We start from the raw sequence: 23,331 nt of genomic DNA on the forward strand, positions 1-23,331 counted from the left end.
TTAATGTCCTCCATGCTCTACCAACTCCTCTAGCTGCTGACGTAAATACATTTCCTTATACCAACCACCCGATGCCATCAACTCTTCATGTGTTCCTCTCTCAATGACCCCTCCATTATCAAGCACAAGAATTACGTTTGCGTGTTGGATGGCACTTAAGCGGTGCGAAGTAATAATCGTTGTTTTTCCTTCACGATTTTTTCTTAACGAGGAAAGAATCGCTTCCTCTGTTTTTGCATCAACGGCTGATAGTGAATCATCCAGGACTAACACTTCCGGATTCATCAACAGTGCACGTGCGATTGAAATCCTCTGTTTCTGACCGCCAGATAAGGAAACGCCCCGTTCGCCGACAAGTGTTTCGTACCCCTCAGTAAATTGAAGGATATCCTCGTGAATATAGGCTAATTTCGCAGCATTATAGATTTCTTCCCTAGGAGCCTTCGGATTAGTAAAGGCGATATTCTCAGCAATTGTCGCCGAAAATAAGAAATGATCCTGTGGAACATACCCAATGGCCTCTCGTAATTTCTCGAGCTTATATTCTTGCAGTTGATGACCGCCGAAGGAAATCCCACCCTGATAGTCCTCAAATTCACGAATAAGCAGCTTTAGCAGCGTTGTTTTTCCAGTACCTGTTTTTCCAACAATCCCGAGTGTTTCTCCTCTATTAATCGAAAATGAGATTTCCTTTAACATTGGCTCCTTTTCACCAGGGAAAGTGAATCTCTCTATCGCATAGTGGATACCACCGCTAGGTACCACGTCTAAAGCATCACTTTTGTCTGTGATATCAGATTTTTCTCGTAGCAATCCAGCAACACGATCATAGGAAGCACGACCACGTTCTACGATATTAAACAACCAGCCAAATGCCAACATCGGCCAAATTAATAGTCCTAAATAGGTGGTGAAGGAAATTAATTCACCAATGCTTAATTCCCCAGCTAAAACGTATTTAGAACCAAAGGTGATGGCCAAGAAAAACGAGATTCCCACGATAATAGAAATCGTAGGATCATAAAGTGAATCAATCTTTGCCACCACGATATTTTTTTGAACGACATCTTCTGATTGCTTTCTAAAATCCTCAATATCTTCTTTTTCCTGTCCAAACGTTTTAATTACCTTAATACCAGAAATACTTTCCTGTGTTTTATCATTCAAGTCAGAAAAGGCTTCTTGCGCTTTGTGAAAGGTACGATGCAGCATGGTACCAAACCAATTGGTAAGGACTGCCATAAAAGGCATGGGGATCAAGCAAATCAAAGTTAATTTCCAACTGATGGTAAGAGCCATTGCGAGGATTACCATCCCACCAGTAGAAAGTGAATCCACTAATGTTAAGACCCCCGCTCCAGCCGTCTGTTGGATGGCACTTAAATCATTTGTCGCATGTGCCATTAAATCGCCAGTTCTTCTTTTTTGATAAAACGATGGAGACATGTTGGTAAAGTGTTGGTATAAGCGATTCCTTAGCTGTCTGCTAAGCTTTACGGCCGAACCAAATATCATAATCCTCCAAAAATACCTTAAGACATACATTCCAAGACCTGCACCCACTAAAATGGCCATCCATTCAAACAGTAAGCTTTTTGTGAGTGTACCGTCGTTAATATGGTCGGCAATCACTCCAATCACCTTTGGTGGGACAAGTTGAAGCATTGCCACAAACAGCAAGATAAAAATTCCTGATAGGTATGCTTTTTTCTCTTGTTTAAAAAACCACCCTAACTCTAAAAATACTTTCATTTGTCGTTCCCCCGAAAAAACTCATTATTATTTTAAAAAATCATTCCATCACACCTGAAGATTTATTTTACCAAAAATTAATAAAATAATAAAGATTTAGACACTTATTACCTGCATAGAAAAAGCACCCATTGATATGAGTGCTTTTCCAAAAAGGTATGGATTATTTTGCTGTCTGTTTTTCAAGTTCTTCCATATAATAGGCAGCTTTTTCTTCTGATACTTTTCGTAATTCATCTACTTCAGCTTTGATTTCATTAGGTACATATTTTGCTCGATTTAAATAATTTACAACAACCGAATAATCCGTTTTTGCTGCATATAAGTCCGTCTCATTTGTGGTAGGATCCACATATGACTTTGCTTGAATTTCACTATTTTTGATAAAAGCTGATGCTAGGTAATAGAAATTCTTTTGTTCTTCCGTCTTTAACGTTATTGTATCTTGTAAAACAGCTTCATAATTTTTTTCTACCATTAAAGTAGTGAACTTTTGATCCTCTGCTGTTAGCTCTTTTTTCGTTTCACTATCTTTCGCAGCGTTTGTTCCCTCTTCTGTTTTCGTTTCTTTAGGGGTTGGCTTCGCTTCTTCCTTGTCCTGTGTACCACATGCCGTTAAAGCGAAAAGTAATACTAAAATAACTGATAAAACTTTTTTCATGCGTATTGCTCCTTTATCTATGTTCTTAATCTTAGCGTAACTAGTATGGACCTAATTATCCTATTTTTCAATAGAAAAACATAATAAGATTTTTCAAAAAACTTACCTTTCTACACAAAAAAACCACTTTTTCTTCAATAGATAAAAGTGGTTTTCGGTCATATTTATTTGCCTTGCTGTTTATTCATAGCAGACATCATCTGGTTGATCTTCTTTTGAGAAGGCTTCATACCCATTTGCATCATCATCATTTTTAACATTTGTTCATTGATTGGTGGATTTTTCTTTAAATAGCTCATCATATATTTACGAGCAATGAAAAATCCTAGAGCCACACCAGCTGCTAATGCTAGTATAACAACTAGAATCCATAAACCTGTACTCATTAAACTTCCTCCTTCATGTTGTCTATCATACAGTGTACTAAATAAAATGAGATTATACAATATTCACTTTTAAAGATTAGACATATTTTCTTTCTTTAATAGGCTTTAACCAGCCAAATCTTTGCTGTTCGAGGTCTAAGGCCATAAAGGAAGATTCACATTTTCTAAGCACTTCAAAGAAAATCGTTTCTGCTTCATAGCTCCCTGTTGCCTCTACCGTGATTAAATCCTGGAATACCCTCAATTTCGCTGTACTTAGTTTTCCACTTAACTCTATCGAGTATGTACCATGTTCCGCACGAAAACCCTTCTTTTTTCCAAGTTGCTTTTGAATTAATTGATGGATTTTTAATACTTCTAATGATTTTGTTATATAAGAAATTTGCTTGTTTGTAATAAATTTCAATTCACCTTCAGCTTTGTCATGTTCCAGAAAAAGCCGAAAAAACATACTCTCTCTTCCGAAGTAATGGGCGGCAAATTCATCTTCTATCAAATAAAGCTGATAATTTCTCACCACGATCTCTCCTTCGTTGATACCCTTTCTATCAATTATAAGGTAATCGCTAGCAAAACATTTGTCTTATACTGGCAAAAAAAATCACTAATATTGTCGAATTCATAAGATTCCCACAAATATTATTATATCTTACTTATTATTGGAATGTAACGAATCACTTAAATCATTCATCCAATGTTCAATTTTAAAAAACAAAAAGAGAACGGCATCGAGCCGTTCCCTTTGAGATATTCTCTTTATTATTGAAGAAGTGCCTTCACGCGTGCAACAACATTGTTAACACTGAAGCCGTATTCTTCCATAATTTTTTCTCCTGGTGCAGATGCGCCAAATGTATCAATCGCTAATACATCGCCTTCATCACCAGTATATTTGTGCCAGCCCATTGAAGAAGCCACTTCAATACCAAGACGCTTTTTCACATTCTTTGGAAGTACCGTGTTTTTGTATTCTTGTGATTGTTGTTCAAAGCGATCCCATGATGGCATGCTGACAACAGAAACATGAATTCCTTCACCCGCTAAAGCCTTTTGTGCCTCAACAGCTAGACTAACCTCTGAACCACTTGCTAGGATTAATGCGTCCGGAGTTTCTCTTTCAGAAGGAGAAACCACATAAGCACCTTTTGATACACCTTCGTATGCATTTTTATCAGTATCTTTTAGTGTCGGTAAATCCTGACGAGTTAATATTAGAGCAGTTGGTTTGTTTGTAGATTCAACAGCAAGCTTCCATGCAGCAGAAGTCTCATTACCATCAGCTGGACGAATAATAGAAAGACCTGGCATTGCACGTAGTGCAGCAAGTTGTTCAACAGGCTCATGTGTTGGACCATCTTCCCCAACAGCAATACTATCATGCGTAAATACATACGTAACAGGCAATCCCATAATTGAAGCTAGACGGATTGAAGGACGCAGGTAGTCAGAGAACACAAAGAATGTTCCTCCAAAAATTTTCACGCCGCCATGTAGGGCGATCCCATTCATCGCTGCACCCATTGCAAATTCACGGACACCGAACCAGATATTCTTGGCATCGTAGTTGCCTGGCGCGTAATCACCGGTACCTTTGATCATGGTTTTATTAGAACCAGCAAGGTCAGCAGATCCACCAATAAAGATAGGTAGATTTTTCGCAATACCGTTTAGGGCTTCACCTGATGAAGCACGGCTTGCTAGGGCTTTGCCTTCGCTATATACAGGAATGTCTTTATCCCAGCCATTAGGCAATTCATTTCTTAATGCTGCTTCTAATTGATTCGCTAATTCTGGATATTCATTTTTATATTGTGCAAATAAGTCGTTCCATTCTTTTTCCTTCTTTGCACCATTTTCACCGATTAGGTTTTTGAAGTTTTCGTAAACTTCATTTGGTACATGGAAATCCTCTTCAAATGTCCATTTATATGCTTCTTTTGTAAGCTTTAACTCATCTGCTCCAAGCGGAGAGCCATGGACACCAGAAGTTCCCGCACGGTTTGGAGAACCATAGCCAATCACAGTTCTAACTTCAATCATCGTTGGACGATCAAGATCAGTTTTAGCTTCTTCTAGCGCTTTAGCGATTTCTTCTAAATTATTGCCGTCTTCTACGCGAACATATTGCCAGCCGTATGATAAGAAGCGGTCCTTAACACTTTCAGAGAAGGATTTATTTAAGTCACCATCTAGAGATATATCATTGGAATCGTATAAAACCACTAATCGTCCTAGTTTTAAATGTCCAGCAAGTGATGCTGCCTCAGCTGAAACACCTTCCATTAAATCTCCATCACCACAAATACTATATGTATAATGGTTTACAATCTCAAAATTATCTTTATTGTAGACACTAGCTGTATGACGTTCAGCCATTGCCATACCAACAGCCATTGCAATCCCTTGTCCAAGTGGACCGGTTGTTGCTTCTACTCCGTCTGTATGACCAAACTCAGGATGTCCTGGAGTTTTACTTCCCCATTGGCGGAATTGTTTCAAGTCATCCATCGATAAGTCATAACCAGATAAATGAAGCATGCTGTATAGTAAAGCAGATCCGTGTCCTGCAGATAAAACAAAACGGTCACGGTTAAACCACTTTGGATTTTTTGGATTTTGGTTCATAAAACGTGACCATAACGTGTAGGTCATTGGTGCGGCACCCATTGGCATTCCTGGATGTCCTGAATTTGCTTTTTCGATCATATCAATCGATAGCGTACGAATAGCGGTTACGGACAATTCATCAATTGTTTCAAACATATACAAATCACTCCTGTTTCAAAAGGATAATAATAACACCCTTAATATTATAGTTCTCTTTAGGTTAATTCAACAATTAATTTGATTACTAAACAAATTATCTTACTTTCATTTTCTTAGTTTGACACAGATACTGAAACAATATGTAAAAAGGAAAAACAAAAGTTTTCCCTAAATTCAATGAAGATTGTATTTCTTTCTATCTTTTATTTTTTTCGGTGTTACATCATTTCCCTCTGGATCAATGATTGTTGTATTTGTTAATGTATCCAGCATAGAACTCCGAAAAATAGTCAAATATTCACTTCTTAATTTTGACTGTTCTTTCGCTTCAGCTTCTGATAAACCAGATGCTTTGGCTTTTCTGGCTAATTCATTTATTCTAGCCATTTTTTCTTTTGAGAGCACGAAGAACACTCCTTTCAAATAATACTGCAAGCACTGATTTTACTAAAAAAAAGACCATCTGACAAGGCAAATGGTCTACTGCTCTTCTGATTGAATCGATTCTTGCGATTCTTGAAATCGTCTATGAACAGTTGCTTTTGAGATATTATACCCAAAACCCCTTAAGGTTGCAGCAATTTCTGAAAAAGTTAACTTATTTTTGCGAAGTCGGATAATCTCATCAATGGGAACTTCAATTTTCTCACGTCCTGAATTCCATTCGAGATTTTTCAAGTTCTTTTCTGGCTTATAACCCTGTGCAACAGCTCGTTTCATTCCACGTTTAATTTTAATATTATGAAGCTTTCGCTGGTATTCTTCCACCATTGAGACTATTTTCAATACCATGGAATCACTTTCTGACAATTGTAATTCACCATTATGAGAAATACTATAAAGCTTTACCCCTTCTTTTAAAATACAATGCAAAAGTGCAATCTTTGCATTTCCTCTTCCTAAACGTGTTTCATCTTGGATTAACACTGCCTGTACTATATTTTCTTTCAATAAATCTAATAACTCTAGTATGCCATCCCGTTCAAGTTCATAACCGCTTGCTTGCTCTCGAATAATAGAAACTACATTGAAGTGATATTGACTAGCAAGCTGTGTTAGTTCCTCTTCTTGACGCTTTAATGATGTTTCCTGGGTTTCTTTGGTCGTACTCACCCGACAATAAATGATTGCATTCACCATTTGACTATTATTCACCCGCAGCACTTGCATATTCAGTTACAGCACCAGATTCATAGGTAACTGGAATAATGATTTCTTCCCCAGGATAAATTCTATCCCCATCTATTTTGTTATGTTGTTTTACCCAGCTGATAAATTCGTTATTGGAATATGTATGCTTGTCAGAATATTGTTTAGAAAGATGCCAAAGTGAATCGCCTTCTGAAACCGTTATGGTTAGAAACTTCTCTTCGACATTAGAATTAAAACGTATTGATAGGATAAATGCTAACGTACAACTTAAGAAAATTAGTAGGATCGCATAAGAGTATTTGTCCCATATTTTTTTCATATTAATAACCCCTTTTCGGAATGTATGTTCGTTTATATTTTTTATTATAATCCGAACATTTGTTTGTTGTCAACAATAATTCGAACTTATGTTTGTATAAAAAATACGAACATGCTATAATAAACGTAAATATTATATAGGGTGAGAGGTGTATCTTATTATGACTAAAATATCAAAGCGACAGCAGGATATCCTTGATTTTATTAAAGGGGAAGTAAAGAAAAAAGGCTATCCGCCTTCCGTTAGGGAAATAGGCGAAGCAGTTGGACTTGCCTCAAGTTCTACCGTACATGGTCATTTAGCACGTTTGGAAAGTAAAGGACTGATTAGACGGGACCCAACCAAACCAAGAGCAATCGAAATACTAGAATCAAACGCAATGGCAAACATCCCCAGAAACAATGTTGTTAATGTGCCTATTGTTGGTAAAGTTACTGCCGGAGTACCTATTACGGCCATTGAAAATGTTGAAGAGTTTTTCCCATTGCCTGAAAGTCTAGCACCAGCTGATGAACAAGTCTTTATGCTCGAAATCATGGGCGAGAGTATGATAGAGGCTGGAATTCTTGATGGAGATTATGTAATTGTGAGACAGCAGCAAACCGCAAATAATGGAGATATCGTTGTTGCGATGACCGAAGAAGATGAAGCAACCTGTAAGAGATTTTTCAAAGAAAAAGATTTTATTCGCTTACAGCCAGAAAACTCGACAATGGATCCAATTATCCTAAGGAATGTATCTATTCTTGGAAAAGTTATTGGGGTTTATCGTCATATACATTAATAAGAGAAGAGCAGAGGGTTACTTCTGCTCTATTTTTATGTTTATTTTTGGAATAATATACAAATTTGTGTATATTTACTCATTCCAACTAGTTTCCACTATTAGTATAATGGTATTACACCATGATTTACCTTAGGTCCAAAAATCAAGGCTTAAGGAGAGTGGAAAAAAGTGTTGAAGGACATTATTTTCTCAATGGTTATTGGTGGCTCTGTAGGGATAATTGGACACATTAGAAAGCATGGGAAATTAATCATGCCGCGAAAAACAAAAAAGTTTATCTATCTTGGTTTTCTCGAAGAAATGCTTCTAGGCTCAGTTGCTTCGATTCTTGTCATGATTTATACAACACCGAATTCATTTGTTGAGACAATTTTTCTATCGGTTCTTGCAGGGATTAGCGGCGATTTCATTCTCACTAGATTTAAGCTACTAAATGAAAACAATCAAAAATAATACAAAAATAACCCAGTCTGGAAATATCCACACTGGGTCTCTTATTTTAGTACATGCTCATATATTGATCGCGTTCCCATTGATGAACTGTCGTACGGAACATATCCCACTCAATCTCTTTTGCTTCGGTAAAGTGCTCTACGATGTGTTCTCCTAAACCAGATAGAATAACCTCATCAGACTTTAACTGCTCTAATGCTTGAGCTAGTGTTGCTGGAAGATCAATGATTCCTTCTGCAATTCTTTCTGCTTTGCTCATCACGTAAATATTACGATCAACTGGAGCAGGAGGAGTCATTTTATTAATAATACCATCTAAACCAGCTTTTAATAGGACTGCCATTGCTAAATATGGATTAGCAGCTGGGTCAACACTTCTTACTTCTACACGTGTACTTAATCCACGTGAAGATGGAATACGGATTAATGGTGAACGATTTCTTGCAGACCAAGCAACGTAGCATGGCGCTTCATAGCCAGGTACTAGACGCTTATATGAATTTACAGTTGGATTTGTTACCGCTGTAAAGTTTGGAGAGTGCATCAGGATTCCTGCAATGAATTGACGGGCGGTATCGCTCATTTCTAGGTCGCCGGTTGGGTCGTAGAATGCATTTACGCCGTTATTAAATAATGAAAGGTTCATGTGCATTCCAGATCCATTTACTCCGAATAACGGTTTTGGCATGAACGTTGCATGTAAACCATGCTTACGAGCAATGGTTTTTACTACTAATTTGAATGTTTGAATTTGGTCACAAGCAGTTAATGCATCTGCATATTTGAAATCAATTTCATGTTGTCCTGGTGCTACTTCATGGTGAGAAGCTTCAATTTCAAAGCCCATTTCTTCTAACTCTAGTACGATATCACGGCGACAGTTTTCACCTAAATCAGTTGGAGCTAAATCGAAATATCCGCCTTGGTCGTTTAGTTCTAGTGTTGGTTCACCTTTTTCATCCAATTTAAATAAGAAGAATTCAGGCTCTGGTCCTAAGTTAAAGTCTGTAAATCCTAGTTCTTCCATTTCTCTTAATACTCTTCGTAGATTATTTCGCGGATCACCATCAAAAGGTTTTCCTTCTGCAGTATAGATATCACAGATTAAACGCGCTACTTTTCCTTTTTCAGCTGTCCATGGGAACACTACCCATGTATTCAAATCTGGATAAAGATACATATCAGATTCTTCAATACGCACAAAACCTTCGATAGAAGAACCGTCAAACATCATTTTATTATCAAGAGCTTTTTCTAACTGACTTACAGGAATCTCAACGTTTTTAATCGTTCCTAAGATATCAGTGAATTGTAAACGAATAAATTTTACATTATCTTCTAATGCTAACCTCTTAATATCTTCTCTTGTAAACTTCGCCATCCTTATTACCTCCAATTATTTTAGTGGAAAAATCGCGACATATCTCCTTGTCTCAAAGACGAACGATTGAACCTGCCTGCTTGTTGTAACTCGTGACGGAGCATATTTCGTAACTGTTCGTCTGTTAACTCCTGCTTGGCTTGTTCAGCCTGTTGCTGGATTACACTAGATTGTTGAACTTTGACCAGGAATAGCTGTTTTATCCCAGCCATATTCACACCTTGATCAATTAAATCCTTAATTTCTAATAGTCTATCAATATCATTTAAACTAAACAGCCTTCTATTCCCATCTGTTCTTGCTGGAGAAATCAATTGATGCTCTTCATAATATCGGATTTGTCTTGCAGACAACTCTGTCAGCTGCATAACAGCACCTATTGGGAATAGAGGCATTGAGCGGCGAATTTCTTTTCCACTCACTTAAATTTCTCCTCTCCATTTACGAATTTATATCGTTATTATATTGCGCGTTAGAAAAGATGTCAATCCTATGTAAGGTAATCTAACATGGTTTTTACAAAATAAAAAAAAGGACAACTACTTTCGTTATCCTTTGCATTTAAGTCTAATTTAATTCTATTAATTTTTTGTCAATTAACGAGTCAACTGCTATACAAACAGCCATTTTGACATGTGCATAGGTTAGCCCGCCTTGTACATAAGCAACATATGGCGGTCTGATCGGTCCATCCGCTGTCAGTTCAATGCTCGCACCCTGAATAAAAGTTCCTGCGGCCATGATTACATCATCCTCATAACCAGGCATATAGGCCGGGTAGGCAGTAACATGTGAATTAATGGGTGATGCGTATTGGATTGCTTGGCAAAAGGTAATCATTTTTTCCTTATCATCAAATTGAACAGATTGGATTAAATCCGTTCGATTGGCATCCCATTTTGGTGAGGAATTCATCCCTAGTTTTTCAAGAAACGCTGCCGTAAACACAGCACCTTTTAACGCTTGGCCTACTACATGCGGTGCTAAGAAGAATCCTTGATACATTTCTTGAAGACTGTATAAGGAAGCGCCTGCCTCAGCCCCGATACCCGGCGATGTCATCCGATAAGAACAGGCTTCAACAAATTGCTTTTTCCCAACAATATAGCCGCCGGTTTTAACCAATCCGCCACCGGGATTTTTTATAAGTGAACCGGCCATCAAATCAGCTCCAACATGACAGGGCTCAAATTCCTCCACGAATTCGCCATAACAGTTATCCACAAAAACCACTACATCCTCTTTGATTTCTTTTACAAACGAAATCATTTCTTTGATTTCTGCAATGGTAAACGATGGACGAGTTGCATACCCTTTAGAACGTTGTATCCCAATCATTCTCGTATTGGGTTTTATTTTGGCTGCAACAAGCTGCCAATTAATCGTCCCTTCATTCGTCAGTTCCACACTATCATAAGAAATGCCAAATTCTTTTAAAGAGCCCACACCATTACCCCGAATCCCAACAATTTCCTCAAGGGTATCGTATGGTTTTCCAGTAATATAAAGAAGTTCATCCCCTGGACGGAGGATCCCGAATAACGCTATCGATATCGCATGCGTCCCAGAGATGATTTGTGGTCGAACAAGCCCTGCTTCTGCCCCGAATACATCTGCATAAATACGCTCCAATGTATCTCTCCCGATATCGTCATACCCATACCCTGTGGAAGGGAAAAAGTGAGAATCACTCACTCTATGCTGTTGAAAGCTTTTCAATACTCGAAATTGATTCGTTTCTACTCTTTCGTCTATTGCTTTGTGTACAACGGAAATCTGTTGTTCTACTCCACCTACGATCGGTTGAAGCTTTTCCCCATTTTTTAACTGTTGAAACATGCTGTTACTCCATTCTAGTTTTGTATTTCTGTAATTGGCCCGAGATCTGCTGATCTGGAAGCGAAAAGCCTCTACATTGATAGAGCTCTTTTTCTTCATCAAAGAGTAGTTCTCTTACAATCGTCTCATTTTTTAATTGCGCAATCAATTTTCCCTCTGTTGATGGAATACCGACTTGGTATTGGTCCATCATTTCAATCATTACTTTTTCTATCTTACGTTTCAATTCATTGCGGTCCTCTTTGTCATAGGCACTAACGAAGATAAGAGGGCTATCTGTCGTTGGTACAAAGTCAGGATGTTGAATATCCCTTTTATTATAAACGGTTATTTGTGGTATGTCTTTCACTTCCAAATCCTCAAGCAACTTATTAACCGTTTTTTCATGCTGAAAATAGTCCTCATTCGACATATCGACCACATGCAGCAGAAGGTCAGCTTCTTTTACTTCTTCCAGTGTCGAACGAAATGCAGCAATAAGCGCTGTTGGCAGGTCTTGAATGAATCCAACTGTATCTGTAATTAAGGTTTGAAATCCACTTGGTAAAACCAACTTTCTTGTCATCGGGTCCAATGTAGCGAACAATTGATTTTCCTCAAAGGAATCCGCTTCAGATAAGCGATTAAAGAGTGTTGATTTACCTGCATTCGTATAGCCAACAATCGCAATTTGGAATGTTTTATTTTTCTTCCTTCTTTCGCGGTAACGATCTCGATGTTGAACAATAACTGAAAGTTGGCTCTTAATATCATCAAGTCTTCGCCGGATATGACGTCGATCTGATTCAAGTTTTGTTTCCCCAGGTCCTCTTGTCCCAATACCTGCTCCCAGCCTCGATAACGCCGTCCCTTGGCCAGCAAGACGCGGTAATAAGTATTGAAGCTGTGCCAATTCTACCTGCAGCTTACCCTCTTTCGACCTAGCTCTTTGTGCAAAAATATCTAAAATCAGTTGAGTTCGATCGATAATTCGGGCATTTAATTCGGAAGATAGATTTCGTTTTTGGCTTGGTGATAATTCATCGTTAAAAATAACTAAGTCTGCTTCGACCTCGTCTACAAGCGCTTTTAGTTCTTCTACTTTCCCTTTTCCTATGTATAGCGCCGAGTGGATCCTTTCTCGCTTTTGAACAACAGTCATTAGTACTTCACCCTTAGCGGTTTCTGTTAAGGATGCAAGCTCTTCCATCGAATAGTGGAAGCGACGGTCATCTATAGTTTGCGTCTGGCAGCCAACTAAGATTGCTTTTTCTAAGCTTGTTTCTTGGTCCATACCAACACCTGCTTTCATAAATTTCCTTACCTTATCATACCAAAAAAAATCTCAACACCATAATTTCAGCCTTTTCTAAGCACATAAGAATATCGGCGTCCGATATGTCCGCCGATTTTTCTGTGCAAATTAATCTTCTTCGAAAATTAAATCATTACTTCGAAGTGTCATTAATTCATGTCGATCAAAGCTGTTCTGCAATAACAGCCGCATCGCTTGTGCGCGAATCGACTTTTCAATAATGTTTCGAACATAGCGGCCATTTGAAAAGCTATTTGGGCTAAGGACAGCTTTCACCCAAATTAAATGATCTTTCAGCTTTTTTTCCGCCTCATGACTCAAACTATATTCTCTTTCGTCGAGCATTCGGCTGGAAATTTCCATCAATTGATCAATCGTATAATTGGGAAAGTCGATGACTAACGGAAAACGGGAATGAAGCCCCGGATTTAAGGTTAAAAAATAATCCATCTCACGGGAATACCCAGCAAGTATAAGAATAAATTCATGCTGTTTATCCTCCATATGCTTAACAAGTGTATCAATCGCCTCTTTCCCAAAATCCTTTTCCCCGCCACGCCCTAATGAGTAGGCTTCATCAATAAACAAAATTCCACCTTGGGCTTTTTTGATTAACTCCCTAGTTTTCTGAGCAGTATGACCAATGTATTCGCCAACAAGGTCAGCCCGTTCCGCCTCAATTAAGTGTCCCTTAGAAAGAACATTCATCTTTAAAAAGAGCTTACCAATCAACCTGGCAACGGTTGTTTTCCCGGTCCCAGGATTGCCCTTAAACATCATATGAAGTGCCTGCTTTCTCGCCTTCATCCCCACTTCTTCCCGTTTTTTATTAACAAAAATCCAAGCATAAATTTCCTTTATCATTCGTTTCATTTCATCCATACCGACTAATGCCCCGAGCTCGTCTTCGATTTCCTTTAATGCCGCGTGCTCCGGGGGAATTACCTTTGGAACAACTTGAGGGACTGGCAGCTCTTTCGTCAATGACTTCCTCTTTTGCGAGTTGAGGGATACACTGATTTGTCCATTGCTTTTCATGCGAATCGGTTGATCCAAAGCCTTCACCTCTCATTTCAACAAACCTATACTCCTTCATTTATGTGTATTCATGCAACTATCATTTCATTATAAAAATAAAAAAAGAGCCCATGGATTTCATGGACTCGTTTAGGTGAAAACTTATTGGGCATCTAAGTCAAGCTGAACATTTCTTTGCGGAGCAAAGGTTGAAATGGCGTGCTTGTAAACCAGCTGCTGTTTTCCTTCTGATTCAAATAGAACGGTAAAATTATCAAAGCCCTTAATTTGGCCTCTTAATTGAAAACCATTTAATAAGAACACCGTCACATGTGTATTATCCTTACGACATTGGTTTAAAAATTGGTCCTGAATATTGATGGTGGTTTTCATTTTAAATATCCTCCTCTTTTATCTCTACTACTATGTATTCGATTTTACTTGTAGCTTTCCTTCAACGTAATGAGAAATTTCGGTTATTTTTTTTGACAAATCTAAGGCATTTGATAAGTCAAACCACTCTACGCCCATTTTGTTCCGGAACCAGGTTAGTTGTCTTTTTGCATAGCGTCGTGAATTTTGTTTTAAATTTTCAACCGCTTCACTTAAGCTAACCTTCCCATCAAGATAATCATAAATTTCCTTGTAGCCAATAGCTTGTATGGATTGGCAATCTCGAATGCCCTGCTTGTGTAGTTGGCTGACTTCCTCAAGAAGTCCTGCTGACACCATCAGCTCCACACGAGTGTTAATCCGCTCATATAGCTTTTCCCGCTCCATGGTTAAGCCAATAAGTGCTGTTTCATAAAGAAGGTCAGGCTGCTGATTATTTTGATGTTCACTCATTATCTTACCAGTACAATGATAAATTTCAAGTGCCCTTATTACCCTTCTAACATTATTGGGGTGAATTTGCCTTGCACTTTCTGGATCTATCTTCGTTAATTCATCGTGCAGCGCCTCATACCCAATTTCCATAGCCCGCTCTTCTAGCTGTAAACGAAGTTTCTCATCTGCCGGTGCGTCAGAAAACTGGTAATCATATATTACTGACTGGATATACAGCCCAGTCCCGCCAACAATGATCGGAAGCTTACCTTTCGAAGTAATTTCAGCTATTTTCGCTCGGACAAGCTGCTGGAATTCAGCGACCGAAAAGCTTTCCTCTGGCTCTTTAATATCAATTAAATGGTGGGGAATCCCTTCCATTTCCTCGATTTTTATTTTGGCAGTCCCGATATCCATTCCACGATAGATCTGCATGGAATCACCGCTGATAATTTCGCCATTATACTGTTTAGCCAGTTCAATACTTAACTTTGTTTTCCCAACAGCGGTCGGACCGATAATGACTAGTAATTTTTGTTTTGAATCCACTTTTTTCACACTGCCCTTTTTTCATTTTTCCGTGATGGTGGGACCATGTCACACCTATATCCTAACACAAATTTAAAAAGCAGTTGAACATCAAACTAGTATAAACAACTATTATCTTTTCTATGCATGACCGAGATGGGATTATCCAACTTTTATCGAAAAAATGGTAAATACTTCTTGTAACGTTACATTTACGATAACGTTTTTACATTCCGATAACGTTTCCTTTACAAACAGCCTTTTACCCCCAAGTTCATGGTAGGCTTAATCGTAGCTTATTTTGTAGAAAGATAACACGTCAAAGGGCGTTGCGTCGAAAAATAGTGAAATTAGGTGAAATAGATGTTTTCAAATTTTGAAATTGGAATCGATTTAGGAACAGCAAATATATTAGTTTATAGTAAAAACAAAGGAATCGCTGTCAATGAACCTTCAGTAGTGGCCATTGACACAGATACAAAAAAGGTCGTCGCTTTTGGTATGGAAGCAAAAGAAATGATTGGAAAAACTCCTGAGAAAATTATTGCGATCCGTCCATTAAAGGATGGAGTGATTGCCGATTACGACCTTACGACCGAACTTTTAAGGCATATCATGCACAAGGCATCAAAAAAAATCGGCTTTGCGGTTCGTAAGCCAAATGTTGTAATTTGTACACCTTCTGGCTCAACAAGCGTTGAAAGAAGAGCGATTCAGGATGCTGTGAGAAATGCTGGTGCAAAAAAAATCCAGTTAATCGAAGAACCAGTGGCAGCTGCGATTGGCGCAGGGTTGCCTGTGGATGAGCCGGTTGCGAATGTGGTAGTTGACCTTGGCGGTGGTAATACAGAGGTGGCGATTATTTCTTTTGGAGGCGTAGTTGCCTGCCATTCGATAAAAATTGGCGGAGATCGTTTGGATGAAGAAATCATTCAATATGTCCGTAAGGAATACAATGTATTAATTGGTGAGCGGACAGCTGAAAATATCAAAATGGAAATTGGCTATGCCCTTGTGGACCACGAAGAGCTTACGAAGGATGTACGCGGTCGTGACCTTGTTACTGGGCTGCCAAAAACTGTCACTCTCTCATCCTATGAAATTAGAAATGCGTTAAAAGAATCATTATCTCATATTTTAGAAGCGATCCGTGCCACACTTGAGGATTGCCCGGCAGAACTAAGCGGAGACATTGTTGACCGTGGTGTCATCTTAACGGGTGGAGGCGCATTAATGAAGGGTATGGAAGAGTGGCTAAGCAAAGAGATTTTCGTGCCTGTACAGTTAGCTGAAAATCCGCTCGAATCCGTAGCAATGGGGACAGGACAAGCCCTTAAATATATGCATAAAGTCCAGGCAGCTGTGAAGTAAACTGAAAAAAAGAGTGCTATTTGCACTCTTTTTGCTATTTAATCAGCTTTTTAAGTCACTCTGTGCTACTGCATTGACCCAAATGCTTTTTCTGAATGGACTTCGGTCACTCCAACACAATTTGTCTATATATCACTTTGTCGTTTTCTCATATTATTGAAGTAAAAGAATACCGGAAGTGGAATGATAATAAAGCCTAGGCTTTTAATGATTTGGTTTTTGGCTCTTTCTCTTGTTCGGTTCTTTTCATCCGCTACAGCCTGATCAAATTTTGCACGAATTTCTTCGTCTGTTAATTTTTTACTATCTTCAACCGGAACTTCTTTCCTGTCATGATAAATCTGCTTATAATCTTCAAAGCTTTGATAATAACTTGGTGGACTTACTAAATCTGCCGCAGCCATAAAAATTGAGATCCCTCCGCCAATTACCATCATAAGTGTTGCAAAAAGAACTAAATACGTATAAAGATGACGTATCACAGCTTCATCCCCCATTTCTTTATTTTTCGTAGCGTTAACGATTGCAAATATAACTAAAATAATAATGACTACAGGTAAAAATGTAACTAATAAACTAAATCCTATCATCAGCCCACCCCCCATCACAAAATATCCATTAATCTTTATAGTGTAATTTTACACTATTATACTAACTAATAGTAGTACCCCAATTAAATATTTTTAACATTTTTACAAAAAAAGAGTGCTCTCTTTTAAAAGAAAGCACTCTACATGACCCGTTTAAACATCTTCTCCATCTCGTAGGTAGAATAATGAACAATAATCGGTCTTCCGTGCGGACAGGTGAACGGATCTGATGCTTGTCTCAAATCATCGAGTAATGCCTGAATTTCATCATTGCGCAGATGACGATTCGCTTTAATCGATGCTTTACAACTCATCATGATTGCCGCTTCCTCACGAAGCTTTTTAATATCGACTTTTTTCATTGTAAGAAGCTGCTCAATCATTTCTTCGATAATTTGCTTTTCTTCGCCTTTTGGGAACCATTGTGGATGAGAGCGAACGATATAGCTGTTAAGTCCAAATTCCTCAAGGAAAACCCCAACCTTCTCCAATTCGAGAAGATTTTCATTGATTTTTAGATATTCATCGGTAGAATAGTCCAGTGTGATCGGAACCAATAATTCCTGGAGTTCCGCATGAACCTGACCGACCTTTTCACGAAAATATTCATACTTCAGTCTTTCTTGTGCAGCATGCTGGTCAATAATATATAAACCATTTTCATTTTGCGCAAAGATATAGGTACCATGCATTTGACCAATTGGATATAACCTTGGGATCCGACTTTCCTTTTGGTCGTCTTCAGTGGCTATCATAGTTTCGCGCTCTGTCTCATTCATCTCAACTTCTGGACGAATGAATTCCCAATTATTTGTAAAGGTTTCTTCTTCAACTAGCGCAGAGGTCCTTGGTTCCACATTTGCCTCAAGAGCCTTCCCTGTTTCTTGAACAATATCTGAAATCATAGGACGCTCCCACTCCAAAAATTCTTTCTTCATTGGAAGAGTTTGATTGGTTCGCTCATCAAGAAGTAATGTGGTCTGCTCTGACTTAGGAATCTCTTTTTTCTCTTGTGTATAGGCACTTGGAATCAAGATCTTCGATTTAAAAGCGTTTTTAATGATTTCCGTCACCAATTCATTTAGTTCAGCCTCTTTACTGATACGAACTTCCATTTTGGTTGGATGGACATTGACATCCACCAATAATGGATCCATTTCAATATTGAGCAGTACAATTGGGAACCTGCCAATCGGAAGTAATGTATGATACCCTTCTTGGATTGCTTTAGCTAAGGCGTAATTTTTTATAAAACGGCCATTGATCATGGTAGATATATAGTTTCTCGATGCTCTTGTAACTTCGGGCATTGAGGCATATCCAGAAATCTTGTAATCAAGTGAATTCCCCGTAATCGGAACAAGCTGTTTAGCAATCGCCATTCCGTAGATAGAAGCCAGTACTTGGCGAACATCACCATTTCCGGTCGTTTGCAGCAGCTTACGCTCATTATGAATTAAGCGGAAGGCTACCTCTGGATGAGAAAGCGCGAGCCGATTCACTACATCGGTAATATTCCCTAGCTCTGTATGGATGGTTTTCATATATTTTAACCGTGCTGGTGTGTTATAAAATAAATCGGTAATCGAAATATCTGTCCCACGTCTGCTCGAGGCTTTCTCAAAAACTTCCACTTTGCCGCCTTCAATCAACACTCGATTACCTGCACCTTCACCGGTTGAGGTTTTCATCTCCAGCCTTGAAACAGAAGCAACAGAAGGCAGGGCTTCTCCTCGAAAACCTAGTGTACGAATACGGAATAGGTCATTTTCATTCTTGATTTTACTAGTCGCATGCCGTTGGAAGGCGAGTAAGACGTCCTCTTCTTCAATTCCATTCCCATTATCCGTGATTCGAATTTTTGCCAATCCAGCTTCTTCAACTTCAATTTCAATCACTGTGCTGCCAGCATCAATCGCGTTCTCCACTAACTCTTTTACAACCGAAGCAGGTCGTTCGACTACTTCTCCGGCTGCAATTTTATTGGATAGGGCATCATCTAATTGGATTATCTTACCCATACCATTCACCTCCTAGCTTTTCAACTTTTTTTGAAGCTCGTACAACAGATTAATCGCTTGAAGCGGTGTTATATCTAGAAGATCAAGTTCTCTCATTTTATCTATAACTTTCTTCTCTTTAGACGACAATTCTTGCTTCTTCGCATCCTTGGGTTCATCAAAGAAAGACAGCTGTGCAGGCTGCTCCTTTATTTCCTTCACTTCCGTTTTCACAGATACAGGTTGTACCCCAGGTTTTTCAAGTGCGGATAAAATTTCATTGGCTCGATGAATTAATTCTTTCGGAAGTTCAGCCAATTGCGCCACATGAATTCCATAGGACTTATCGGTTGGTCCGTCTTTTATTTTATGAAGAAAGACGAGCTTTCCGTTATGTTCGATTGCACTAACATGAATGTTCGTTAATTTCTCAAGCTCTTTATCCAGGACGGTTAATTCATGGTAGTGCGTGGAAAACAGTGTTTTCGCCCCGATATGCTTATGAATGTATTCAATAATCGCCTGTGCCAGAGCCATACCGTCATAGGTTGATGTACCGCGTCCAATTTCATCAAATAGGATCAAGCTATTTTGTGTAGCATTTGTAAGAGCATTCCTTGCTTCCAGCATTTCGACCATAAACGTACTTTGGCCAGATATCAAATCATCCGCTGCTCCAATTCTAGTAAAGACCTGGTCAAAAATCGGCAACACCGCTTCATCTGCTGGTACATAACAGCCAATTTGAGCAAGTATTGCAGTCAAAGCAATTTGACGCATATAGGTACTTTTACCACTCATGTTTGGTCCAGTAATCAGAAGAACTTCTCGCTCATTGTCCATAAAGCAGTCGTTAGCTACATATTCTTGTGCATTAAGTACTTTTTCGACAACAGGATGTCTGCCTTCGTTTAGGACCATTTTTCGATCGGTTGAAAATGTCGGTTTCACATAGCGCCGCTCTTCACTCACTTGAGCAAAACATTGGAGCACATCTAACTCGCTCACTGCTTTTGCCGCTGCCTGCAGACGTGGGATATGTTCTTTAACAATCTCACGGATTTCAGTAAATAAGTTATATTCTAGTTCGCCGCCATTTTCTTCCGCTTGTAAAATTAACGCTTCTTTTTCTTTTAAATCAGGTGTGATAAAGCGTTCGGCATTCGATAAGGTTTGTTTTCGTTCATATTGACCTTCTGTTAAATGGTGCAGGTTTGCACGAGTAACTTCAATAAAATAACCAAATACTCGGTTATATCCTACCTTCAAGGATTTAATCCCTGTCTTTTCACGCTCCTCGCGCTCTAGCTGGGCAATCCAGGTTTTCCCGTTTCGGCTGGCATCTCGGTATTGGTCTAACTGGGCATTATACCCGTCACGAATGATATTACCTTCTTTTATCGATAAAGGTGGATTATCAATGATGGCTTGCTCTAATAAATCTGTAACTTCCTCGCAAGGATCAAGTGATTCTGCAATTTTATTGACTTCTTCATTCTCCATCCCCTGAAGAATTTGTTTTAAAAAAGGAATTTGCATTAATGATCGCTTTAACTGAACAAGATCACGGGCATTGACATTGCCAAAAGCAACACGCCCTGCAAGCCTCTCTAAGTCATAGACTTCAGTCAGCTTTTCGCGAAGTTCCTGCCGTTCAAAATAGTTGTTCTTCAATACTTCTACTATCGTTTGCCGCTGCTCAATTTCCTCACGTGAAATGAGTGGACGATCAATCCATGTTTTCAACATCCTGCCGCCCATCGCCGTCATCGTTTCATCTAAGAGCCAAAGTAAGGAGCCTTTCTTCCCTTTTGAACGAATTGTCTCAGTCAATTCAAGATTTCGTTTAGAATAGTAATCAATTTTCATATAGTGATGAATTTGATAGGTTGTCACAGGTTGAAGATGATCAAGACTTCGCTTTTGTGAACGGTATAAATAATTAAAAAGCCTTGCTGTCGTTTGTTTTAATTTATCTTGATTGAGATTGTCGAGAAGATGAGAAAATTTCATTTCTACTGAACTATTATCTTCAATTGAAATCGCGAGAACATCACGTTCGCGCAGTTTCTTTTGCAAGTCACCGTCAAAGTTATTTGCGACGACAACTTCCTTCGAGCTTAATACTGCAATTTCATTTAATACTTCGTCAAAATTAGAAGAAAGTTGGGTTACCTTGCTTTCACCTGTTGATAGGTCCGTATAGGCAAATCCGAAAGTACGGTCTTCAAAACATGAAATGGAGGCGATATAGTTATTTTCTTTATCTGATAATGACTTTCCATCCATTACCGTTCCCGGTGTGATGAGTTGGACTACTTCCCGTCTAACCATGCCTTTTGTTTGTTTTGCGTCCTCCATTTGCTCACATATCGCAATTTTATAGCCTTTTGAAACCAACTGTTCAATATAATTAGGCGCAGCATGATATGGTACACCACACATGGGAATCCTATCCTCACTGCCGCCTTCCCGGCTAGTTAAGGTTATCTCCAATTCTTGTGATGCTTTGATCGCATCATCAAAAAACATTTCATAAAAATCTCCAAGGCGAAAAAATAAAAAGGCATCTTGATAGTCTGCCTTAACGGTTAAGTATTGTTGTATCATCGGCGTATAACCAGCCATAATGACCCCCACATTTTTAATTATTTCGAGTATCTTCGACAAACTATTATATCATAAATCGTGTAGACTTGATTAGGTAGAATTTTCTTTGGGGCGTATTAGGGTAGGAATAGTCTAGGATATGTATAAATAGAATGAAAGTAAAAAGAGGTGTTAGTTGATGGGATGGTTTGGCGGCAAATACGAGGAATACGATTTTGAAATGTTTTCAGACAGCCATTTTATCATTATCGCCCTTCTATTTGTAGTCTCTGTTGCTATTTTTAAATTTAGAAAAAATTTAAAAGGTAAAAAATGGAGATTTACTGAGATTGGAATCGCCATTTCATTGATCTTGATAGAATCCAGTTATCATTTTTGGATGTATGTAAATGGAATGTGGGATGTCAGCCATGCTATTCCCTTAGAATTATGCAGTATCAGCTTAATTTTATCGGTTATTTTATTGTTAACGCGAAAAAGGATTATCTATGAAATTTTATTATTTACAGCTTTATTGGGTGCATCACAAGCATTATTTACCCCATTGTTAAATTTTGATTTCCCGCATTTTCGCTTTTTCCACTTCTTCTATACCCATTTAATGATGATCTGGGTGGTCCTATATTTTACATGGATCCATGGCTATCGGCCAACGATCGTATCAGTCGTAAAACTATTTGTTTTCTTGAATGTTTTAATGCCCGTAATCATGCTAATAAATAAGGCTGTTGATGGTAATTATATGTTTTTAAGCCATAAACCTAAAAGTCCAAGCTTGTTGGATCTATTAGGCCCGTATCCCTGGTACATCCTTTCAATGGAGTTTTTATTAATCACCTTAAGTCTGATCGTTTGGTTGATATTTAGAGACAAAAGACGCAAAGGTTAATTTTTATTGACCTTTTTCGTTTAACTATTTATAATAAGTAAGGTTCCTAATAAAAGTGTCCCGATAGCTCAGCAGGATAGAGCAACAGTTTCCTAAACTGTAGGTCGGAGGTTCGAATCCTCTTCGGGACGTACGAGAAACCTTGCCAATTCAACCTTTGTAGGATGTGCGGCAAGGTTTTTTATTTTATTTAATTCTGCATTGCCGCAAATGTGCCGCAAATGAAAAAATCGCGATGGTTCTTGGTTGGAAAACCATTTGTGTTTTATTATCTATAGTAGAGTTCTACTCACATTAATAAAAATTTGTCGTAAATAGTGATAACAAAAACCCTATAAACAGCGTTATATCAACGCTTCTAGGGTTTTATTATTTTTATTCTGCTTTGTAGAATTTTGTATCAGCAGTTTTTTAAACTAGCGTATTGCTTTTTAGTAAAGTAGCATTTCTTCTTTTTTTAAAAAATTCAATAACTTGACCCGGCAAATTCTTTTGTTTTTTCAATTTGAACCCAATGACGGCAAGCTGGGGAGACATGAAGCTGTGCATTTGGTAATGCAAGCGCTAATTTGTAACTTGTGTCTTGTAATAGGATGACACGATCATCTCTTCCATGGATTAATAAAACAGGAAAATTGATTTTTTCAAGTAGATCAATAGATAGAGCCATGTCACTAACATGTTGTTGTCTTGTTTCAGGAAACATCG

The 23,331-nt window shown here is 38.4% G+C and carries 23 protein-coding genes and 1 tRNA gene; 5 read left to right on the forward strand and 19 right to left on the reverse strand.

Going from position 1 to position 23,331, the window contains the following annotated elements; translation table 11 throughout:
• From BLR86_RS01585 to BLR86_RS01620, 8 genes are all read right to left on the reverse strand, one after another.
• Positions 1 to 1,752, reverse strand: a complete 1,752-nt coding sequence (locus BLR86_RS01585; RefSeq protein ID WP_090757892.1) for an ABC transporter ATP-binding protein — start codon at positions 1,750 to 1,752, stop codon at positions 1 to 3.
• 163 nt (positions 1,753 to 1,915) lie between these two features.
• A complete protein-coding gene (locus BLR86_RS01590; protein WP_090757893.1) occupies positions 1,916 to 2,413 on the reverse strand; it encodes a hypothetical protein in 498 nt (165 codons plus the stop codon).
• 164 nt (positions 2,414 to 2,577) lie between these two features.
• Positions 2,578 to 2,799 carry a YneF family protein gene (locus BLR86_RS01595; RefSeq protein WP_090757894.1) on the reverse strand — a complete coding sequence of 74 codons (222 nt, stop codon included), beginning with the start codon at positions 2,797 to 2,799 and terminating at the stop codon, positions 2,578 to 2,580.
• 76 nt (positions 2,800 to 2,875) lie between these two features.
• Complete coding sequence (sirA, locus tag BLR86_RS01600) at positions 2,876 to 3,316, reverse strand: sporulation inhibitor of replication protein SirA (protein WP_090757895.1); 441 nt, start codon at positions 3,314 to 3,316, stop codon at positions 2,876 to 2,878.
• Positions 3,317 to 3,558: 242 nt separating this feature from the next.
• Positions 3,559 to 5,562: a transketolase gene (gene tkt, locus BLR86_RS01605; protein WP_090757896.1), complete on the reverse strand. Its 2,004-nt coding sequence runs from the start codon at positions 5,560 to 5,562 to the stop codon at positions 3,559 to 3,561.
• Positions 5,563 to 5,739: 177 nt separating this feature from the next.
• Positions 5,740 to 5,970 (reverse strand): DUF896 domain-containing protein, encoded by a 231-nt coding sequence (locus BLR86_RS01610; protein WP_090757897.1) that lies wholly within the window; start codon positions 5,968 to 5,970, stop codon positions 5,740 to 5,742.
• 75 nt (positions 5,971 to 6,045) lie between these two features.
• On the reverse strand, positions 6,046 to 6,702 hold the full coding sequence (locus BLR86_RS01615; RefSeq protein ID WP_090758230.1) for a YneB family resolvase-like protein: 657 nt from the start codon (positions 6,700 to 6,702) through the stop codon (positions 6,046 to 6,048).
• Positions 6,703 to 6,712: 10 nt separating this feature from the next.
• Positions 6,713 to 7,036 carry a cell division suppressor protein YneA gene (locus tag BLR86_RS01620; protein WP_090757898.1) on the reverse strand — a complete coding sequence of 108 codons (324 nt, stop codon included), beginning with the start codon at positions 7,034 to 7,036 and terminating at the stop codon, positions 6,713 to 6,715.
• Positions 7,037 to 7,196: 160 nt separating this feature from the next.
• Between BLR86_RS01620 and lexA the strand changes: the two genes are divergently transcribed.
• Together lexA and BLR86_RS01630 are read left to right on the forward strand one after the other, a co-directional pair.
• Positions 7,197 to 7,820 (forward strand): transcriptional repressor LexA, encoded by a 624-nt coding sequence (lexA, locus tag BLR86_RS01625; protein ID WP_090757899.1) that lies wholly within the window; start codon positions 7,197 to 7,199, stop codon positions 7,818 to 7,820.
• A 171-nt stretch (positions 7,821 to 7,991) separates the two neighbouring features.
• Positions 7,992 to 8,276, forward strand: a complete 285-nt coding sequence (locus BLR86_RS01630) for a DUF4257 domain-containing protein (protein WP_090757900.1) — start codon at positions 7,992 to 7,994, stop codon at positions 8,274 to 8,276.
• Positions 8,277 to 8,322: 46 nt separating this feature from the next.
• Here the strand turns inward: BLR86_RS01630 and glnA are convergent, their stop codons facing one another.
• From glnA to miaA, 7 genes are all read right to left on the reverse strand, one after another.
• Complete coding sequence (gene glnA, locus BLR86_RS01635; protein ID WP_090757901.1) at positions 8,323 to 9,657, reverse strand: type I glutamate--ammonia ligase; 1,335 nt, start codon at positions 9,655 to 9,657, stop codon at positions 8,323 to 8,325.
• A gap of 20 nt (positions 9,658 to 9,677) precedes the next feature.
• Positions 9,678 to 10,079, reverse strand: a complete 402-nt coding sequence (locus BLR86_RS01640) for a MerR family transcriptional regulator (RefSeq protein ID WP_090757902.1) — start codon at positions 10,077 to 10,079, stop codon at positions 9,678 to 9,680.
• A 145-nt stretch (positions 10,080 to 10,224) separates the two neighbouring features.
• Positions 10,225 to 11,496 (reverse strand): methionine gamma-lyase family protein, encoded by a 1,272-nt coding sequence (locus BLR86_RS01645; protein ID WP_090757903.1) that lies wholly within the window; start codon positions 11,494 to 11,496, stop codon positions 10,225 to 10,227.
• A 4-nt stretch (positions 11,497 to 11,500) separates the two neighbouring features.
• The gene (gene hflX / locus BLR86_RS01650) at positions 11,501 to 12,769 is read right to left on the reverse strand and encodes a GTPase HflX (RefSeq protein WP_090758232.1); all 1,269 of its coding nucleotides are present in this window, start codon (positions 12,767 to 12,769) and stop codon (positions 11,501 to 11,503) included.
• A 129-nt stretch (positions 12,770 to 12,898) separates the two neighbouring features.
• Positions 12,899 to 13,846: a stage V sporulation protein K gene (spoVK, locus tag BLR86_RS01655; protein ID WP_090757904.1), complete on the reverse strand. Its 948-nt coding sequence runs from the start codon at positions 13,844 to 13,846 to the stop codon at positions 12,899 to 12,901.
• 123 nt (positions 13,847 to 13,969) lie between these two features.
• Positions 13,970 to 14,200, reverse strand: a complete 231-nt coding sequence (hfq, locus tag BLR86_RS01660) for an RNA chaperone Hfq (protein ID WP_034672853.1) — start codon at positions 14,198 to 14,200, stop codon at positions 13,970 to 13,972.
• A 30-nt stretch (positions 14,201 to 14,230) separates the two neighbouring features.
• On the reverse strand, positions 14,231 to 15,184 hold the full coding sequence (gene miaA / locus BLR86_RS01665) for a tRNA (adenosine(37)-N6)-dimethylallyltransferase MiaA (RefSeq protein ID WP_090758233.1): 954 nt from the start codon (positions 15,182 to 15,184) through the stop codon (positions 14,231 to 14,233).
• Between the two features lie 342 nt (positions 15,185 to 15,526).
• On the opposite strand from miaA, the gene mreBH reads away from it, so the two are divergent.
• Positions 15,527 to 16,534, forward strand: coding sequence for a rod-share determining protein MreBH (gene mreBH, locus BLR86_RS01670; protein ID WP_090757905.1), 1,008 nt, complete (start codon positions 15,527 to 15,529; stop codon positions 16,532 to 16,534).
• A 125-nt stretch (positions 16,535 to 16,659) separates the two neighbouring features.
• On the opposite strand, the gene BLR86_RS01675 is transcribed toward mreBH, so the two are convergent.
• The 3 genes from BLR86_RS01675 to mutS all read right to left on the reverse strand — a co-directional run bounded on the left by BLR86_RS01675 (position 16,660) and on the right by mutS (position 21,752).
• A complete protein-coding gene (locus tag BLR86_RS01675) occupies positions 16,660 to 17,124 on the reverse strand; it encodes a hypothetical protein (protein WP_090757906.1) in 465 nt (154 codons plus the stop codon).
• Positions 17,125 to 17,264: 140 nt separating this feature from the next.
• Complete coding sequence (gene mutL, locus BLR86_RS01680; protein WP_090757907.1) at positions 17,265 to 19,145, reverse strand: DNA mismatch repair endonuclease MutL; 1,881 nt, start codon at positions 19,143 to 19,145, stop codon at positions 17,265 to 17,267.
• 12 nt (positions 19,146 to 19,157) lie between these two features.
• Positions 19,158 to 21,752 carry a DNA mismatch repair protein MutS gene (gene mutS / locus BLR86_RS01685; RefSeq protein ID WP_175492758.1) on the reverse strand — a complete coding sequence of 865 codons (2,595 nt, stop codon included), beginning with the start codon at positions 21,750 to 21,752 and terminating at the stop codon, positions 19,158 to 19,160.
• Between the two features lie 160 nt (positions 21,753 to 21,912).
• Here mutS and BLR86_RS01690 point away from each other — a divergent pair, with 160 nt between their 5' ends.
• Both BLR86_RS01690 and BLR86_RS01695 read left to right on the forward strand, forming a co-directional pair.
• Positions 21,913 to 22,623 carry a YwaF family protein gene (locus BLR86_RS01690; protein WP_090757908.1) on the forward strand — a complete coding sequence of 237 codons (711 nt, stop codon included), beginning with the start codon at positions 21,913 to 21,915 and terminating at the stop codon, positions 22,621 to 22,623.
• A 57-nt stretch (positions 22,624 to 22,680) separates the two neighbouring features.
• Positions 22,681 to 22,754: transfer RNA gene (locus BLR86_RS01695), tRNA-Arg, on the forward strand.
• 335 nt (positions 22,755 to 23,089) lie between these two features.
• Here BLR86_RS01695 and BLR86_RS01700 read toward each other — a convergent pair.
• On the reverse strand, positions 23,090 to 23,329 hold the full coding sequence (locus BLR86_RS01700; RefSeq protein ID WP_090757909.1) for an alpha/beta fold hydrolase: 240 nt from the start codon (positions 23,327 to 23,329) through the stop codon (positions 23,090 to 23,092).
• Positions 23,330 to 23,331: the final 2 nt, after the last annotated feature.

Source organism: Bacillus sp. OK048 (genome assembly GCF_900103525.1).
In the GTDB taxonomy this organism is placed as follows: Bacteria; Bacillota; Bacilli; order Bacillales; family Cytobacillaceae; genus Neobacillus.